Here is a 17,087-nt window from a genome sequence, read left to right on the forward strand (position 1 = left end):
AATTTTTCTTATTATTTTTTGTTACTTCTAGCTTAGTGGGTCTTCATGAATTTGCAGGATTTTTTGAATTTACTGGGATAGCGTGGCCAATACGTAGTAGGTTCATAATTTCAAGAGGCTGACCAGTCACATTTTCAAGTCGCATGTTACGTTCGCGCTCAGTCAGACGTTTGAACATATAAACAATCGCGCCAACACCAGATGAATCTAAAAACTCAACCTGGCTAAAATCAACTTCGATTTCAGGGTGACCATCGTTAGAAATCACATCATCGATGTCGGTTTGTGCATCACGACTGCCTGCTGCATCCAGATCACCGAAAATAGAAAGTGTCAGTGTCGTTGTGTTTAAATCAGTCTTACGTAGTTCCATAGCGATATCTCCTTTTAAGTATGTATGGACAACTGCACTGAATGTGCCAACTTTTATGTTGTTATTTTTCAATAATTTATGTTTAGTACGAATTTCTATCTCAAATTGAGAAAAGACGTTTCTCAATATGAGAACTAAAAACGGCGGAATATATGAGAGTTATAGATCATTAATTTAATGAATAAATGAAAAGGTTAGATAAGGTTGATGAGTGGATCGCATCTTCTAGCAAAGGTTGTCTACCTACGTGTCAGAACGCTTAGGATTAAAGGCGTTTGTTGACTACTACAGATATCAATACGGAGCAGATGATGAGATTAACTAAATTGGCGATAGCAACTCTATGGGCGTGTTCGCTTTCTTCTCATTCATCCTATTTACCTCCCGACCATTTGGTACTGGCCAATACATACCAACAAGGCATTGATGTTTCTGAATACTGGAAGAGTGAAAAGCTTGATGGGATTCGGGCTCTTTGGGACGGACAACATCTTTATACACGCAATGGTAATCGCATTTACTCACCCAAGTGGTTTACTGAAAACTTGCCTAAGGTCCATCTCGAAGGAGAGTTGTGGGCAGGAAGGGGCAAGTTCCACCTTGTTCAATCTACCGTTCTCGATCATACGCCGAGTGACACAGCATGGCGCCAAATCGATTTCATGCTGTTTGATATGCCAGGCGCTGCGGGAGATTATCAAAAGCGCTATTACAACATTTTGCATTGGGTAAGCGTGATTGGAGAATCTCATGTCAGCTACATAGAACATGTACCAATTCACAGTGAAGAGGCTTTGTTTCATCAACTTGATAATGTCGATGAGCGTAATGGCGAAGGCTTGATGCTTAGAAAAATCACCAGTCGTTATCAAGCAGGCCGAAGTAATGATTTGTTAAAACTGAAAAGGCATCATGATGCCGAAGCCACAGTTATTGGCTACAAGGGTGGGACAGGGAAGTATAAAGGGATGATGGGTTCAATCTTGGTTCACACAGAAGAGGGTGTGGAATTTTATATAGGCAGCGGGTTCAGTGACCAAATGAGACTCGCACCGCCAGAGATCGGCAGCCGTATTACCTTTCGCTACAATGGTTTTACTCAAAACGGAAAACCCAAGTTTGCCCGCTTTGTACGAGAGAAGAGTGAATATTAAGGCAGATACGATCTACCTAACCATTAAACGAAAAAGAGCCCTGAAAATCAGAGCTCTTTTTTGTGTTCGAAATCAGATAGACCGACTAAGCGAGTGCGAATCTAACGAGAACTAAATTCTAACTGTACGTCATCATCCTGCTTGTGCATCCAGTGTAAGCGCATACCTAGCATAATCGCTGCTGATGTTAGACCGACAATGAAACCAATCCAGAAGCCGTGCGCGCCCATAGGTTCAACAATCCAATCTTTCATTCCTAAGATGTAGCCGATAGGAAGGCCAAGCAACCAGTAAGCAACGAAGGTAATGTTGAAGATTGAACGCATGTCTTTGTAGCCACGCAGAGCACCTGCAGCGATAACTTGGATGGCATCAGTACATTGATAAACCGCCGCGAACAACAGCAACTGCATTGCAACGGTAATTACCGCAGTGTTCTCTGTGTAAAGTAATGCAACCTGTTCTCTGAACAGGACAGTTAACGCCGCTGTCATTAAGGCTGTCACTAAACCAACAATGATACCTACGTGTGTCGCGATCTTAGCGCCTTCGGTGTTGTTTTCGCCCAACTTATGCCCTACACGAATACTCACGGCTGCACCGATACTCATTGGAATCATGAAAACCAGCGAAGAGAAGTTGATCGCGACTTGGTGCGCGGCAACAATCAACGAGCCAAGTGGGGCAACCAACAAGGAAACAACCGCAAACAAGGTTACCTCGAAGAAGATAGCGGCTGCGACAGGGAAACCAAGTCTAAACAGGCGAATTTGAGCTTTAAGTTGCGGCTTATGGAACGTACCGAAGATGTTGATTTTCGATAACCGTTTTGAAGTTAAAACGTAAGCGAATAGCAGTGCAAACATCACCCAGTATACGATAGCCGTTGCAACGCCACAGCCAACACCGCCCAGAGCAGGAGCACCAAGTTTTCCGTATACGAACATCCAGTTAAGCGGGATGTTTAATAGTAAGCCAATAAAACCAATCACCATCGCAGGCTTAGTTAAAGACATACCATCGGTAAAGCTTCGCAATGTTTGGAACAATAAAAATGCAGGTACAGCAAACATCACCGCATTCATATAGCCGATGGTCTTTTCTGCCATGAGTTGTTCAATGTCCATCCACTCCAATATCAATTGCGTCTGGAACAGGACGCCAATGATTGGAAGGGAAATGACGAGTGCTAAAAACGCACCTTGTTGAATCTCAAATGGAATTTTCACTTGTCGACCAGAACCATTCAGTTGTGCAACGACAGGAACCAACGCCATCAATAGACCGACACCAAATAAGATTGATGGTAGCCAGATACTTGCTGCAATCGAAACAGCCGCCATATCGATAGCACTTACGCCACCGGCCATCACGGTATCAACAAAACCCATTCCAGTTTGTGCAACAGATGCGATCAATACTGGGGTCGCAAGTTTGATTAGATTCGAGGATTCTTCTTTGTAACGATGCACAAACAACTCCAAATAAGAGGGAAAATTAGAATAATAGTGTAGGAAAGGACATTCTGAAGGAATCAGAGACAATGATCTTAAGCTTCCACTGGACGAATCATAAAGAAATGTCACAATAACTGCTATGAAAAACTGTTACTAAAATGCTAAATAGGAATCTTATGTTTACAGGTATCGTTCAAGGCATGGCAACACTGGTTGCTATAAACAAAAAAGAATTGTTTCAAACTCATACCATTGAGTTAAGTGACGAAATGGTAGAAGGATTAGCCATTGGTGCTTCAGTAGCTCATAACGGTTGTTGCTTAACGGTAACGGAAATTTCAGGTAACCAGATTGCTTTTGATTTAATGCAAGCGACATTGCGATTGACGAACTTAGGCCAACTGAATGTTGGTGACAAAGTGAATGTTGAGCGTGCAGCAAAGTTTGGTGACGAAATTGGCGGGCATAGCATGTCTGGCCACATTACTCTGATGGCTAACCTAGTCGATGTGATTAAAACAGAAAACAACCGTACACTTTGGTTCGAACTACCAGAAGAATCGATGAAGTACGTATTGAGTAAGGGTTACATTGGTGTTGATGGTTGTTCATTGACGATTGGTGAAGTGGAAGAGAACCGTTTCTCTGTTCACCTGATCCCAGAAACTCTGAATTGTACTCTGTTTGGCGGCCGTGAAGTAGGCGACCAAGTGAACATTGAGTTCGATCCACAAACGCAGGCAATTGTTGATACTGTCGAGCGTGTATTAGCGAACCAGAAATAGCCACTAAGCGCATTGAATCGGTGGCAATAAAATCACACCGATGACCAAATTAAAAAAGAGCACGTGAGGTGCTCTTTTTTGATCATGGTTTAAACGAGAAACTGATTGTCAGAATACTTGTTCATCATCGGCATCAATCGAAAGGTTGATTCTGTCTCTTATTTCGTCAACCTGCATATCCAAATGAATGGCATTGCAACACGCTGGACAATCATCATAGAAGTCTTGGCTACCATTAGATGCATCAAGCGTGATGTTAATACCGTGCCCACAATGCGGACAGGAGACATGTTTCTCTGTGTATTTATGCATGGCAAATTCTCCTCACTGTAACTGATACCAATCGTATTCGGTTATAAACAGCTGTAATTGGTATTAAACGGCCTGTATCTTCTGAATGCATGCTTCAGTGTGTGCTAAATATTCGCCGCCAAATTGATTGCAGTGGTTAAGAAGATGGTACAAGTTGTAAATGTCTTTCCGATCAGTATAGCCAACGTCGAGTGGATTGACGCTCTGGTAACCTTCATAAAACTCTTTAGGGAAACCTTCAAACAATTCAGTTAACGCCAAATCACACTCATGGTCCCCCCAGTAACAAGCAGGGTCGTAGCAAATTGGGCCAAACGCAGAGTTAGCAACATTGCCATTCCAAAGATCCCCATGAAGCAAAGAAGGGCGAGGGTTGTGGCCAGCAAGACGCATATTCACAACATCAACGATGTCATCGATATCACCAAACTCGATGCCTTTCTCTTTGAGCAGTTGCAGTTGGAAACCAATGCGTTGCTCAGAGAAAAAGCGACCCCATTTCTTATGCCAAGGGTTGGGTTGAAGTGTGCTGCCGATATAGTTGTCTTGGTCGCAACCAAACTCTTTTTGCTCGCCCCATTGATGAAGCCGCGCAAGCTGAACGCCGAAATCGAAGCTATTGTTGCCCGTCTCGAGCGGTTTGGTCGGCAAGTAATTCAGAATAATGAACGAGCACTCTTTGGTTTTGCCAATAAGCACCAACTCAGGAACGTAAACAGTGGAGGTTTCTCTTAACAAGCGTAAGTTCTCAGCTTCAATTTCAAACTTAGGTAAAAATTCTCGCTGATTCACTTTCACAAAGTAACGCTCATTACCATCGCTGATCATATAGCAATCGTTAATGTCGCCACCAGAAACCTTGGTACGTTCAGTAATCTGAAAGTTAAATAGAAGAGTATCTGAAAGTTGTTGAGAAATGGCCTGCCACATAGGAAATCCTCAAAGACTGAAAGTTAAAAAGATTGAAGGTTAGAAATACTGTTTGTTTAATAGCAATAGTTTAGGATAAATCTGAACAATTTATAGACGCACTCGTCAATGTTCTTAGCTCTTCTTCATCTTACGTAGAATCAATTGGCCGAATTGTGAACTCGAACTGATTCAAGCTCTTTGAAATACAAACATAAATTGAAAACCTGACGTGATGAAATAGTTTGGAACTGGTCTCACAATCGAAACGGTTTTGAACGCCACAAACTGGAAAAGAGGTTTGAGCTTGTTATTGTCTAGCGACTAAATCAAATGAGCTTTTAGAGTAAGTTGAAAGGGCTATTGTTAACTGGCGCAATACTTTGCTTCAAAGTTTGTCTTACACTTCTTTAGCGTGAATTTACTTATGTCGTAAGTAGGCAGGTATACCACATAAAGCTATATCGATTTAATTTTAAGCTGAAATACTAACTAGGATCATTTAAATGTGGTTTTGGGCAATAAAGTGATGACAAATAGCTTCATTTACATAGTATTAGGCAAGTACGTATTAATCTGCTCTAGAGCTTAAAACGGAGAATTATTGTGGTTGTAGAAACCGATGGCTATTTGGCTTTAATCGAGCACCTATCATTCAACCTTGATGTGTTTACCAATAGTAATGGTGATACTGGAAACGAAAGTGTCGAAGACATTGTTACCGACATGATTTCAACAAACATCATGGCTATTTTCGAGCAAAACCCAGAGTTGCATTCGAGCGTTCGTTTTCAACTTTTGAAAGAAGCAGATGCCGTAGTAGCGGATCTTGGTGAAGTATTAGCGGGTGTGTGGGCTAAGAAAGCGACTAACGAACAAATTGTATTCCTCGATGAGTACATCGCGTTAGTGAAGAACCTGTTTGATACTGCTGTTGCTAAATACGATTAACGGTTTGTTTGCTCATTTATCGTCGTAATTAATCAGCATAATAACAACGGGCGTTTAAGTCGTATCTTTCTAGAGTTACCTCGCTCAGCGGTTTATCTTTCGAACCGCTATAAACGCCTAAAGTGCCAAAACTTGGATGCCCAGTAAGGGTTATCTAACCTAGAAATAATGACACCTTTCGATGTCGAGGCATGTAGAAATTGGTTGTTTCCTAAATAAACGCCTACATGTCGCACCGTCATCGAAGTCTTGAAAAACACCAAGTCACCGCTTGTTGCCTGCCCATACGCAATTTCTTTTCCCTTTTTACTCTGGTCTTTTGTGGTTCTTGGTAGAGCTTGTTGAGTCGCATTTTGCACGGCGATTTGAACAAAAGCAGAGCAATCTATACCTCGAAATGAGGTCCCACCGAAATGGTATGGCACGCCTTTCCACTGTTCATACACGCTCATATAAGCGTTTGTAGTCAATTGTTCTGACTTTGATAGGGGTTTCTGTGCGGTTTGACTAAGCTGAGAAGGCGAAGGTGACGAGCTACAAGCAGCCAATGTTGCTAAAGTTATTGTAACTACAGCCATTTTTCTGATTTTCATATGTAACTCTTCTGACAAAAAACTGAAATAAAAACGTCATCAAGGACTTCTAGTATACGACCTAACTTAAGGATATCTCTTTTCGTAGTCAAACTGGATTTCACATGCCCGACACAAATTTATCAATAAAACCCTCACGTTATACATTCTCGCTCATTCAAACCGTCACTGCTGTATTTATTTCCATTCTTTTACTTGTTACTTTTTTATCAATGGTTAGCATTCGGGGCGTTGAACGGGTCGGGGGACATTTTGATGCACTCTCGGAACAAGCATTACCCCTTGCTCTACATAACGCCGAATTAACGCAAAGCGTATTAGAACAAGTAAAACTTCTCACTTACAGCACCCAATCAACCGACTTAGATACACTGAATGCCACAAGGGGCTCAATTGACCAACTCGCGACAGAGAGCAATACCACGCTAGAGGAACTTCTTTTTATTTCCCAATCTTTTCCTGATGCGATCTCTTTAGAGCAACAACAAATCCTTGTCGATGACATGGCGCAACTGCAAGCTATGACCAACACGGTACTGCTGGCGCAGATTGAGATTCAAAGTAAGCAAAATCTGATCGACAGTAAAATGGGCGAGTTCCGTTATGGCGTTGGATCTATCGGACCAGAAATGAATCGAATCAGCTCATTCTTGGTTGAAGACAACCCAGAAGCGAGCGATGCAGCGAACCGATTCACATCCAGTGCGTCTGCTATGGCGAACACCTTCTTGATGTTGATGATGCAATCTGACATTGATAAAGCACAAGACGAATACCGTCAATTGAGAAACCGAATCGCAGGTATGAACTTGGCTTACAGCGATTTTGCCGATTGGCACCCAGACATCGCTGAGTTCGCGAGCTTGACGGCGCCTTACGAGATGGTGAAAGAAGGCTTTACCGAAGAAGGCGTAATCAAACAAATCCTCTTGAAACTCGAACTGGTTCAGCAGCAAGAGCAAAACTTAACGCAAGTCATTAACTTAGCGAACACCGTCATTAGCACATTGAATCAGCTGTCTTCCACCGCTTCCCACCTGATTGATGAAAGTGAACTGGTTGTAAATCAAACCATTACCAATATTGATCGTGTGTTGTTTATCAGCGGGCTAGTGATTGCCGTAATCATTGTGATTTCATGGTTCGTGTTACGCCGTTGGATGAATAAAGGGCTTAAAAACATAACTCAACAGTTGAGTTCACTGGCAGATCATGACTTCTCTAAACAGAGTGAATTACTGGGGCCGCTAGAGCTGCAAGTTATTACTTCAAAACTCAATACGGTCGTTGATTCAACCGCAGATTCGGTTCGTTTAGTAACGCGCAACTGTGAGACGCTTTATCAAACGGCAGAAGTAAGCCACGACGCTGCAGAGCAAACCAATTCGAGCTTGAACGAGCAGAACGAATCACTTCAGAATATGATCACCACCATTACGGAGCTGGAAGCATCGATTGGTGAGATTGCTCGTATCTCTAACGCATCGAACGACGATGCTCAAATAGCAGAAGATGAGTCAGTGAATGGCAGCCAAGTGGTTGGCCTTAACCAACAACGATTACAAGCGCTTGAGCACTCTCTTAGCATGAGTGAAGAGTCGATGGCTGACTTGGATGGTCGAGTGAAACAGATTCGTGAAATGGTCGACATGATCAGTGGTATCGCTGAAAACACCAACTTATTGGCACTGAACGCTGCGATAGAAGCGGCGCGAGCAGGTGAACAAGGTCGAGGTTTTGCGGTAGTTGCAGACGAAGTGCGTAAATTGGCGAGCGGCACATCCCAGCAAACCACCAATATTCGTAGCATGATGAACGAACTAGTAGCGGCAGCAGATCGCTCACGTGCTTCTGTAACGGAATCGAGAAGCGAGATGGCCAATGCACTGCAAACCAGTGGTGATGTAAGACAAGCCTTCGAGAAAATAGAATTTGCAGTAAGCCAGATCAAAGGGCGTGTTGAGCAAATCATGGTGGCTACCGAACAACAAGCACGTGCGACTGTCGATGTAACGCATTCTATCACTCGCGTGTCTGAGCAGGGCGAAAATACTAAGCTGCAACTTGAATCTATGATCGAGAGTTCAGAGCAAGTCGGAGAGATAGCAGGGCACCAACAAGCTATGCTTCATAAGTACGTATTGAAGTAAGTGTGTCAACGTCGTCCGGAAGTGGGAATTGCCGCTGAAAGGTGAGAAGCTACGCATATAAAAATGGTGCAATCTCTTATGAGTTTGCGCCATTTTTTATTATTTTCTTGAGGCGTTAGGTCTTGTCTTTCGAATGAGGGAAGGAAGCGAATGGTTGGCGTAACATCAAGTCGAGCCTTTGTTCTTTTCCGTCTCGTATTTCTGGTACACCGATGCTTACCTTATCGTGACCAAGCTTGGGTTGAGCACGATACGTTTTAAACCAGATATCCCAAACTGATAAGAAGAACCCAAAGTTAGAGTGGGTCTCTTTGACGATCACTGAATGGTGCACTCGATGCATATCTGGCGTGACAATCACTTTACGAAGCTGCTTGTCGAACCATAAAGGTAAACGACCGTTGCTGTGATTGAACATAGCACTCACATTAAGCACAACCTCGAATATCACAACCGCTAGTGCGGGCACACCCAATACGAAAATCAACGCGACTTTAATTAACATAGATAAAATCATCTCGATGGGGTGGAAGCGGGTACCAGTTGTGACATCGATATCTAAATCGGCATGATGGACGCGATGAAGTTTCCACAGGACAGGGATACGGTGGAAGACTAAATGTTGAGTGTAAATGGCAAGATCTAATAACACGACACAAAGGAACACGGTGATTTCAAAGGGTAGGCGAATGTTATTGAACAGACCCCATTGATTTTGTTCCGCAATCAGTGCCGCTTGAAATGCCGCAACAGGTATTAATGTCGCCAATAAAACACTGTTAAGCGCCATTAATGAGAAGTTATTTCCCCAACGAAACCATTTATTTTGAGTCAACGTTTTTCTTGGCGCACGATATTCCCACAACGCACACAAAACAAAAGCGCTAATAAAGAAAACAAGGCGAAGCAGTGATGGGTCTTGCATGGGAATTCCTTCTATCATTCTAGGGACACTGTAAGTACAATCGTGCCACTTTTCTAGATTTATCGTTATTGTCCATGAGAATCCACGCTTTTCACCGTTTATATCAACACCGTTTGTCTCTTTCTACCAAGCCGTTTAACGCGCGCGGGTGTAAAGTGGTTCGATGTCAGTTCTGTAAAATCAAACAAGACAGCTGTATCTGTGAGCATCAACCTAACGTTGATACGAACGTCGCGACTATGTTGATCTTGTCAGACAACGAAATCTTAAAGCCAAGTAATACCGGCCGTTTGATTGTTGATACGGTTAAAGACAGTTACGCCTACCTTTGGCATCGTACTGAGCCAAATCAAGAGATGTTGGATGTCCTCAAAGATGACAAATACCAACCTGTGATCGTATTCCCTGAAGACTATACCGACGACAAAACGCGCGTAGTTCAAGATCTGCCACAAATGCGTGACCCAAACAAAACACTATTGCTGATTTTCATTGATGGCAGTTGGCGCGAAGCACGACGTATCTTCCGTCGCTCAGAGTATCTGCAAGATTTACCGGTGTTGTCGATTGAGCCGGAATCGGTTTCTCAATACATGATGCGTAAGTCAGACAACGAACAACATCTCTCGACTGCAGAAGTAGCGAGCTTGGTTTTGAAACAGGCTGGTGAAGAGCAGGGCGCAAAGACTTTACAGCTGTGGTTTGAGACATTTCGTGAAAGCTACATGCTAAGTAAGACGCGTTATAAGTCCGATCCAACCAAACCAAGCCTGAACGCTTTCATAGAGCACACTAAAAATGAGACGTCACTCTAACCTTTAACCGCTTTGTGCTGACTTGTTGTTCAAACAGATTCGAACACGAGATAAGTTTGTTATCCATCACGGTTTGTAGGGGGAGTGTTATGGATAATGCGTCCTAGATGTTTAATTTGAAAAATTTATTTGCCCGAATTTAGGGAAAAATTGGAGAAATTTCATGTATTACGGCTTCGATGTTGGCGGCACAAAAATTGAATTTGGTGCGTTCAATGAAAAACTTGAGCGAGTAGCAACAGAACGCGTACCAACGCCTACTGAAGATTATCAACTGCTACTTGATACGATTGCCGGTTTGGTGAAGAAGTACGACAGTGAATTTTCTTGCGAAGGTAAAATTGGTCTTGGTCTTCCTGGTATGGAAGATGCTGACGACGGCACAATGCTGGTTGTTAACGTGCCAGCTTCAACGGGGAAACCACTACGTAAAGACCTAGAAGCACTTATTGGTCGTAGTGTGAAAATTGAAAATGATGCGAATTGCTTTGCGCTTTCAGAAGCGTGGGATGACGAGCTTAAAGACGAACCATCAGTAGCAGGCCTAATTCTAGGTACTGGTTTTGGTGGCGGGTTAGTTTACGAAGGCAAAGTGTTCTCTGGTCGTAACCACGTTGCTGGTGAACTGGGCCATATGCGTCTTCCTATTGATGCTTGGTTCCACCTTGGCGACAACGCACCGTTACTCGGTTGTGGTTGTGGCAAGAAAGGTTGTCTAGACAGCTACCTATCAGGTCGTGGCTTTGAATTGATTTACGAGCACTACTTCGGCGAGAAGAAGAAAGCAATCGAGATCATTCAAGCGTACAACGAAGGTGAAGCAAAAGCGGCTGAGCACGTTGATCGTTTCATGGAGCTATTGGCTATCTGTTTCGCGAACCTGTTTACCGGTCTTGATCCACACGTAGTTGCATTGGGTGGCGGTCTTTCAAACTTCGAACTTATCTACGAAGAGATGCCAAAGCGTATCCCTAAATACCTACTGCCTGTAGCGAAATGTCCAAAGATCATCAAAGCGAAGCATGGTGATTCAGGCGGCGTTCGTGGTGCTGCATTCCTTAACATTAAGTAATCGTGACTTAAGTTAAGCTAGCTAAGGTTAGATAGTTAAAAAGTACAAATAAAAATGCCGCAATCTCGAAAGAGGTTGCGGCATTTTTTATTGTTCGGTGCTTTCTTTAGCTGTTAGCTGTTAGCTGTTAGCTGTTAACTACAAACGAAAAGCTAGAAACGACATATCAAGAAAAGAGCCAAGAGGGCTTACTTCTTCTTTTTACCAACACCAAGATTGTCTTTTTGCTTCAACGTAAGCTTAGTAAAGCCAAGCTTGCGGAAGTAGTTGTCTTGGTAGTTGCGAACCGCTTTAGTATCAGAAATCAACTCAAGCTGTTGCTCAGTTTTTAGATACTCAGAGATATCGATGCCTTCAGCTGCAGCAACAGCTTCTTGGATCGTGCGGTGTTCTTGTTTTGAAAACAGTAACTCTTTGTCTTCGTCTTTGTAAGTGTACAGAATGGTACGAGCCATGGTGCTCTCCAATAGAATTATTACTTTGCGCGCACTCTACATAAAAACAGTACGTGGCTCAAGGTTATGATAAGAAATCTTAAGATTATCGTTCTAACGTTTAGCGTAATTTAAGCTATTTGTCTTTTAGGCAACGAACAGGTTGTCTTTCACGAAACGAAAAGAACAAAAAGCCCCTTAACATCGAAAGCTCGATAGAAGGGGCTTCGTCTATGTCTTAGCAATGAGCTTCTAAGTCAATTAAAAAGCAGCTAAGTCAATTTAGGTGTTTGAGCTTTGAATCAAACACGACCTTGCAGAGGAATGATCGTCACTGTCTCGCCAACTTTCACAGTATCAACTGCTGGAGAGATTTCGATTAAGCAGTTCGCTTCACTCATTGAACGCAGAATACCTGAACCTTGCTTGCCCGTTGTTTTCACTTCAAGCACACCAGATTCATTCATCGAGAACACACCACGGCTAAATTCAGTACGGCCTTGGCGTGAGCGCAGTTGTTCAGTTGCTACAGCATTTGCTTTTACTGGTGTCCAGTTCGTTTGACCTTGAAGCTTGCGGATCGCAGGCTCAACAAAGTTAATGAACGACACCATCACAGCAACAGGGTTACCCGGTAAACCAAAGAACGGCTTGTTCTCAATCTTACCGTAAGCCAATGGGCGACCTGGACGCATGTTGATACGCCAGAAGTTGATTTCACCCAGCTTATCTAACGCAAGCTTGATGTAATCCGCATCACCAACAGACACACCACCAGAAGTCAAAACCATATCGGTTTCAAGCGACGCAGAATGCAGCACATCCATCATCTTCTGCTCATCATCTTCAATGATGCCGTAATCGACGATGTCACAGCCAAGCTTTTGAAGCATGCCGATAATAGTAAAACGATTTGAGTCATAGATAGAGTTTGGTTTTTGCTCGCTACCCGGCGCTTGAACTTCATCACCCGTAGAGAACACACCCACTTTCACTTTACGCAGAACAGGGCAGGTACCAAAACCTAACGACGCCATCATGCCCATTTCTGGTGCTTCGATACGTGTGCCACGTGTAAAGACAGGTTGGCCGATTTCTAAATCTTCACCTGCCATTCGGACATTTTGTCCAACCGAGATTTTAGCATCAGGGAAGCTAACTTTATCGCCATCTTGGACGGCTTGTTCACGCATCACGACAACATCAACGCCTTCTGGCATTGGTGCGCCGGTCATGATCTTAACAGCTTCACCTTGTTGAACAATTTGCTCGTAGCTGTGACCCGCCATGACTTCAGCAACGATGTTGTAGCTGTCCAATTCAAGATCTTCACTACGAATCGCATAACCGTCCATTGCAGAGTTGGTATTCTGAGGAACGTTGATTGGTGAAATCACATCTTCAGCCAGCACGCGGCCGTAGCCTTGCAGTAATTCAACACTCTCTGTGAGATCGAGCGCGTCAATGCTATCAACAATCTTTTGCTGACCTTGAGTAACGGTTAAACCTGCTGGGGAGAATGAGTCACAACACACTGCAGGCGCTGCGTCTTTTGAAGATGCACACGAAGCGACTTTATTTGTTTTCGAAGTAGAGTCGAAGGATTGAGCGTATCCAATGATGAAATCACGAATCGCTTCTAAATCGCTGATCGCCATTTGTGGCAGCTGTGATTCAACTTGGCTGTCTGCCGCGATAGCAATAATGTTGTTATCGTTCGGGTACAACCAAGGTTTGCCCACTTCATCTCGGTGCAGTTCAATTTTAGAGAAGGCGATGTTCTTACAGCCTTCAACCAAAATCAGATCAAGCGTGTTGGTATCAAATCGAGTCAGCAGGTAATCAAAATCTGCTTCGGCTTCTGGTGTTTCTGTCATCATCACGTGACGATTACGAGAAGCAATCAACATTTGGTTCGCGCCCGCTTTACGTAAGCGGTAACTGTCTTTACCCGGCTTATCGACATCAAAATCGTGGTGAGCATGTTTTAACACGCCAACTTTTAAACCCGCATCAGTCAACAGAGGAAGCAGGGCTTCAAGTACGGTCGTTTTGCCTGTACCGCTATAAGCAGCAAAGCCCAATAAAGGAAGGTTAGGGCGTTGTTTAGAATCTTTCATTATTGAAGCGTTCCGAATTGGGTGAGTTCTTCTGGCGTGTTGAGATTAACAAAGCAGTTAGGAGAATCGCTGAAATCAACGTATTCGGTAACACACTCTTTGTATAGCAAGATGATTTTACGATCACCACGTTCCAAAAACGCTTCTAACTTTGGTAGAACACGTTTGTGGAATAGGGTGAATACAGGTTGCTTAAATTCGCCATCATGCGCGACAAGAATGTCGCTGTCTTCTTTAACTGCAGAACAAAAACGCTCAACAAGGTCGTCACTGATTTGTGGGCTGTCGCACGGGACAAAGCCAACCCAGTCGGTGTTCGCGTTTTTAAGGCCAGCATGAATGCCACCCAACGGACCCGGGTAGTCAGGGAAAGAATCGGAAACAACCGGAGCAAATGCTTTATAACTGTCTAAGTTACGATTGGCATTGATAGTGATGCTGACATCTTGTTGTGACAGCTTGTTTATAACGTATTGAATAAGCGGAGAACCGTTGAGCTCAACGAGTCCTTTATCTTTTCCGCCCATACGGCTGGCCTGTCCGCCAGCCAAAATAACCCAACTAGTTTGCGTTGGAAGCAACATAAATATTCTCTTGTGCTTTATCTTTCTTAATAACTTGAAGAAGCGGGGATTCGGTCAAAGTATTGTCTTTGATCCACCACTGCTTCTTACATAAATCGGTTAACGCGTTAGTTTGGTGACTGGTGATGACTAAACTCGCGCCTCTCTGAAGAAGATCTTCGGCCATAATCACCAATCTTTCAATAGATTCTTTGTCTAAAGAAGCACTTGGTTCATCCATAAGCAAGATTGAAGGCTTAAGAATCCAAGCTCGAGCCATTGCTACGCGTTGACGCTCACCGCCAGACAACACAGAAATGTGCTCATCTGCCAAGGTTTCTAAACCTACCATTCTCAATGCATTAATTATTTGAGCTCGCTTATCTTTTTGGCTCTCTTTGTTAAAGCGAATGCCATAAGCGACATTTTGGTACACCGAACCATCAAAAAGATAGGGGGTTTGATGCAGGTAGATAATGTCTTTGAACTTGAGCCTAGGGAATAAGATCTGCTGCCAGCTTTGTGTCGGAGACTGAATGCGGCCAGAGCTGGGCTGAATCAATCCAGACAATATTTTAAGTAGGGTCGTTTTACCCACACCATTATCTCCTTTGAGATAAATGGCATCGTTGGGGCCGATCGACAATTCGGGAATATGGAACAAAACACGCTCTTTGTAGCGCATTGAAATTTGCTGCGTTGTTATTTTTATACTCATGACAGCGTTCCTAAGTTCTTAAATAGCCTTTTCCTCTCACACTGGAAAGGAAAAAGTTAAGGGCTAATGCCAATGCTAATAACACCATACCGAGGGCGACGCCTTGAGCGAATGCACCTTTGTGGCTTTCCATAGCGATAGCTGTTGGGATGTTTCTTGTCATCCCCATAATGTTGCCACCGACCATCATTGAACAACCAACCTCAGTGACGATACGAGAGAAGGCAGCGATAGTTGCAGCTAAAAGAGGGAAGCGCGTTTCCCAAATTAACGTACACGCCACACGAGTCGTTGATACGCCAAGCGTGCGCGCCGTTTCAACCGCTCGGCGGTCACTGGCCTGCAGAGCGCCGTGCATCATCGCGACTAGGATTGGGAAACAGATCAGCATCTGACCTAGAATCATCGCCTTTTGGGTGAACAGTAATTCCCAATCACCTAACGGGCCAGAGCGAGAGAGCATCATGTACATCAACAAACCGATAACCACGGTTGGGATAGCTTGCAGGGTGTTGATCACCGATAATAATGCCCACTTCCCGGGGAACTCGGTATAAGCCAATAAGAAAGCCATGATGATTGCAGGAATAATCACTAATGAGATGGCGGACAAAGATACGCTGAAAGATACCGCGACGATTTTCCACAATTCGTGGTCAAAACTCACTAGTAGGTTCATTGCATCAATCGTTGTTTGCCATAGGGTCATGAAGTATCTCGTGTGAATCGATAATAGGTCTTTATCGGTAATGACTGATGTTAATCATAGCTGACACAATATTATTGAGCCTATATTGGCCAGCTATTGTTTCTTTAAATGCTTCAGTTAACTGGTTAGTTAAGCGTAGTGCTAATTGGAATTAGTACTTACAACAAACCATTCTCAGCTTGTTATAAACGAATCTACGCTGACGAAAAACTACTCTGCGCTCGCTACAAACAGCTGTTTGCCATGCAGTTTAAAGTCGTTAATCAGTTTCTGACCTTTAGGGTTCACCAACCAATCACTGAATACTTTCGCTGCTTGGTAGTTAATGCTTGGGTAGCGCTCAGGGTTAACCAGAATCACTTGGTAAGGGTTGAAGAGGTTCTTGTCACCTTGGAAAAGGATTTTTAGGTCTAGTTTATTTTGGTAAGCCAACCAAGTACCACGGTCTGTCATGGTGTAGCCTTGCATTTCAGACGCCATGTTCAGAGTAGGGCCCATGCCTTGACCAACACTGCGGTAGCCACCAAAGTTTGGTTCCATTTTGGTCTGTGCCCAAATGCCCATCTCTTTCTTGTGCGTGCCTGAATCGTCACCACGAGACACAAACGTCGCGTTGTTGGTTGCGATTGCTTTGAATACATCAGCTACAGCTTTTTGAGATTCAATTTTTGCTGGGTCACTTTGAGGGCCCACAATCACAAAGTCGTTGTACATCAGCTTACGAGGTAAAACGCCGTAGCCTTTTTCTACGAAATTCGCTTCAGCTTTTGGTGCGTGAGTCATTACCAAATCAACATCACCATTTTCGCCCATGCGAAGTGATTTACCGGTACCCGCAGCTAGAACATCAACCTTGATACCAGAATCTTTTTCGAACTCAGGCAATAAGTAGTCCAGTAGACCAGAGTGATAAGTACTTGTGGTTGTCGCCAACTTAATATGAGTGGTGTCTTCCGCGCTGCTAGCCGTGTAACTGACGATAGATAGAGCTGCAATAGTTAGGGGAATTGCTTTCATTATTATTATGTCCATTCTGTTATAAATGAA

General features: G+C 43.5%; 18 protein-coding genes. 6 read left to right on the forward strand and 12 right to left on the reverse strand.

The window, feature by feature from the left end; all coding sequences use genetic code 11:
- Positions 1–43 precede the first annotated feature (43 nt).
- Positions 44–373, reverse strand: a complete 330-nt coding sequence (locus tag F0229_RS12965) for an STAS domain-containing protein (protein WP_017059596.1) — start codon at positions 371–373, stop codon at positions 44–46.
- A 311-nt stretch (positions 374–684) separates the two neighbouring features.
- Here F0229_RS12965 and F0229_RS12970 point away from each other — a divergent pair, with 311 nt between their 5' ends.
- Entirely contained in the window at positions 685–1,527 is an 843-nt protein-coding gene (locus F0229_RS12970; RefSeq protein WP_065584423.1) for a DNA ligase, read from the forward strand.
- A 101-nt stretch (positions 1,528–1,628) separates the two neighbouring features.
- Here the strand turns inward: F0229_RS12970 and F0229_RS12975 are convergent, their stop codons facing one another.
- On the reverse strand, positions 1,629–2,999 hold the full coding sequence (locus F0229_RS12975; protein WP_017070849.1) for an MATE family efflux transporter: 1,371 nt from the start codon (positions 2,997–2,999) through the stop codon (positions 1,629–1,631).
- A gap of 161 nt (positions 3,000–3,160) precedes the next feature.
- Here F0229_RS12975 and F0229_RS12980 point away from each other — a divergent pair, with 161 nt between their 5' ends.
- Entirely contained in the window at positions 3,161–3,769 is a 609-nt protein-coding gene (locus tag F0229_RS12980) for a riboflavin synthase subunit alpha (protein WP_171732997.1), read from the forward strand.
- A 108-nt stretch (positions 3,770–3,877) separates the two neighbouring features.
- Here F0229_RS12980 and F0229_RS12985 read toward each other — a convergent pair whose 3' ends face one another.
- Complete coding sequence (locus F0229_RS12985; protein WP_171732998.1) at positions 3,878–4,081, reverse strand: CPXCG motif-containing cysteine-rich protein; 204 nt, start codon at positions 4,079–4,081, stop codon at positions 3,878–3,880.
- A 63-nt stretch (positions 4,082–4,144) separates the two neighbouring features.
- A complete protein-coding gene (locus tag F0229_RS12990; RefSeq protein WP_017059601.1) occupies positions 4,145–5,011 on the reverse strand; it encodes a fructosamine kinase family protein in 867 nt (288 codons plus the stop codon).
- A 585-nt stretch (positions 5,012–5,596) separates the two neighbouring features.
- Between F0229_RS12990 and F0229_RS12995 the strand changes: the two genes are divergently transcribed.
- Entirely contained in the window at positions 5,597–5,941 is a 345-nt protein-coding gene (locus tag F0229_RS12995; protein WP_010440912.1) for a DUF3802 family protein, read from the forward strand.
- Positions 5,942–6,048: 107 nt separating this feature from the next.
- Here F0229_RS12995 and F0229_RS13000 read toward each other — a convergent pair whose 3' ends face one another.
- A complete protein-coding gene (locus F0229_RS13000; RefSeq protein WP_017059602.1) occupies positions 6,049–6,534 on the reverse strand; it encodes a C40 family peptidase in 486 nt (161 codons plus the stop codon).
- A gap of 104 nt (positions 6,535–6,638) precedes the next feature.
- On the opposite strand from F0229_RS13000, the gene F0229_RS13005 reads away from it, so the two are divergent.
- Positions 6,639–8,684, forward strand: a complete 2,046-nt coding sequence (locus F0229_RS13005) for a methyl-accepting chemotaxis protein (protein WP_171732999.1) — start codon at positions 6,639–6,641, stop codon at positions 8,682–8,684.
- Positions 8,685–8,799: 115 nt separating this feature from the next.
- On the opposite strand, the gene F0229_RS13010 is transcribed toward F0229_RS13005, so the two are convergent.
- Positions 8,800–9,609, reverse strand: a complete 810-nt coding sequence (locus F0229_RS13010) for a sterol desaturase family protein (RefSeq protein ID WP_171733000.1) — start codon at positions 9,607–9,609, stop codon at positions 8,800–8,802.
- A gap of 68 nt (positions 9,610–9,677) precedes the next feature.
- Between F0229_RS13010 and F0229_RS13015 the strand changes: the two genes are divergently transcribed.
- Positions 9,678–10,424 (forward strand): tRNA-uridine aminocarboxypropyltransferase, encoded by a 747-nt coding sequence (locus F0229_RS13015; RefSeq protein ID WP_171733001.1) that lies wholly within the window; start codon positions 9,678–9,680, stop codon positions 10,422–10,424.
- A 163-nt stretch (positions 10,425–10,587) separates the two neighbouring features.
- Positions 10,588–11,496 carry an N-acetylglucosamine kinase gene (gene nagK, locus F0229_RS13020; protein ID WP_171733002.1) on the forward strand — a complete coding sequence of 303 codons (909 nt, stop codon included), beginning with the start codon at positions 10,588–10,590 and terminating at the stop codon, positions 11,494–11,496.
- 188 nt (positions 11,497–11,684) lie between these two features.
- On the opposite strand, the gene F0229_RS13025 is transcribed toward nagK, so the two are convergent.
- From F0229_RS13025 to F0229_RS13050, 6 genes are all read right to left on the reverse strand, one after another.
- Positions 11,685–11,951 carry a DUF2960 family protein gene (locus F0229_RS13025; protein WP_017063882.1) on the reverse strand — a complete coding sequence of 89 codons (267 nt, stop codon included), beginning with the start codon at positions 11,949–11,951 and terminating at the stop codon, positions 11,685–11,687.
- A 281-nt stretch (positions 11,952–12,232) separates the two neighbouring features.
- Complete coding sequence (locus tag F0229_RS13030; RefSeq protein WP_171733003.1) at positions 12,233–14,050, reverse strand: bifunctional molybdopterin-guanine dinucleotide biosynthesis adaptor protein MobB/molybdopterin molybdotransferase MoeA; 1,818 nt, start codon at positions 14,048–14,050, stop codon at positions 12,233–12,235.
- A complete protein-coding gene (gene mobA, locus F0229_RS13035) occupies positions 14,050–14,634 on the reverse strand; it encodes a molybdenum cofactor guanylyltransferase MobA (protein WP_050634342.1) in 585 nt (194 codons plus the stop codon). Before mobA ends, F0229_RS13030 begins: the two co-directional genes overlap by 1 nt.
- Entirely contained in the window at positions 14,612–15,331 is a 720-nt protein-coding gene (locus F0229_RS13040) for an energy-coupling factor ABC transporter ATP-binding protein (RefSeq protein ID WP_171733004.1), read from the reverse strand. The genes mobA and F0229_RS13040 overlap by 23 nt, the downstream gene beginning before the upstream one ends.
- Positions 15,332–15,341: 10 nt before the next feature.
- Complete coding sequence (locus F0229_RS13045) at positions 15,342–16,040, reverse strand: ABC transporter permease (RefSeq protein WP_017059610.1); 699 nt, start codon at positions 16,038–16,040, stop codon at positions 15,342–15,344.
- Between the two features lie 210 nt (positions 16,041–16,250).
- Positions 16,251–17,057, reverse strand: coding sequence for a substrate-binding domain-containing protein (locus F0229_RS13050; protein WP_017068185.1), 807 nt, complete (start codon positions 17,055–17,057; stop codon positions 16,251–16,253).
- Between the last annotated feature and the right edge of the window lie 30 nt (positions 17,058–17,087).

Source organism: Vibrio sp. AIC-3 (assembly GCF_013114515.1).
GTDB lineage: Bacteria > Pseudomonadota > Gammaproteobacteria > Enterobacterales > Vibrionaceae > Vibrio > Vibrio crassostreae_C.

What these genes read in the sequence shown, in the direction of transcription:
- F0229_RS12965 (WP_017059596.1), bottom strand. Translation starts at nt 373, where the DNA reads ATGGAACTACGTAAGACTGATTTAAACACAACGACACTGACACTTTCT.
- F0229_RS12970 (WP_065584423.1), top strand. Translation starts at nt 685, where the DNA reads ATGAGATTAACTAAATTGGCGATAGCAACTCTATGGGCGTGTTCGCTT.
- F0229_RS12980 (WP_171732997.1), top strand. Translation starts at nt 3,161, where the DNA reads ATGTTTACAGGTATCGTTCAAGGCATGGCAACACTGGTTGCTATAAAC.
- F0229_RS12985 (WP_171732998.1), bottom strand. Translation starts at nt 4,081, where the DNA reads ATGCATAAATACACAGAGAAACATGTCTCCTGTCCGCATTGTGGGCAC.
- F0229_RS12990 (WP_017059601.1), bottom strand. Translation starts at nt 5,011, where the DNA reads ATGTGGCAGGCCATTTCTCAACAACTTTCAGATACTCTTCTATTTAAC.
- F0229_RS13000 (WP_017059602.1), bottom strand. Translation starts at nt 6,534, where the DNA reads ATGAAAATCAGAAAAATGGCTGTAGTTACAATAACTTTAGCAACATTG.
- F0229_RS13005 (WP_171732999.1), top strand. Translation starts at nt 6,639, where the DNA reads ATGCCCGACACAAATTTATCAATAAAACCCTCACGTTATACATTCTCG.
- F0229_RS13010 (WP_171733000.1), bottom strand. Translation starts at nt 9,609, where the DNA reads ATGCAAGACCCATCACTGCTTCGCCTTGTTTTCTTTATTAGCGCTTTT.
- nagK (WP_171733002.1), top strand. Translation starts at nt 10,588, where the DNA reads ATGTATTACGGCTTCGATGTTGGCGGCACAAAAATTGAATTTGGTGCG.
- F0229_RS13025 (WP_017063882.1), bottom strand. Translation starts at nt 11,951, where the DNA reads ATGGCTCGTACCATTCTGTACACTTACAAAGACGAAGACAAAGAGTTA.
- F0229_RS13030 (WP_171733003.1), bottom strand. Translation starts at nt 14,050, where the DNA reads ATGAAAGATTCTAAACAACGCCCTAACCTTCCTTTATTGGGCTTTGCT.
- mobA (WP_050634342.1), bottom strand. Translation starts at nt 14,634, where the DNA reads ATGTTGCTTCCAACGCAAACTAGTTGGGTTATTTTGGCTGGCGGACAG.
- F0229_RS13040 (WP_171733004.1), bottom strand. Translation starts at nt 15,331, where the DNA reads ATGAGTATAAAAATAACAACGCAGCAAATTTCAATGCGCTACAAAGAG.
- F0229_RS13045 (WP_017059610.1), bottom strand. Translation starts at nt 16,040, where the DNA reads ATGACCCTATGGCAAACAACGATTGATGCAATGAACCTACTAGTGAGT.
- F0229_RS13050 (WP_017068185.1), bottom strand. Translation starts at nt 17,057, where the DNA reads ATGAAAGCAATTCCCCTAACTATTGCAGCTCTATCTATCGTCAGTTAC.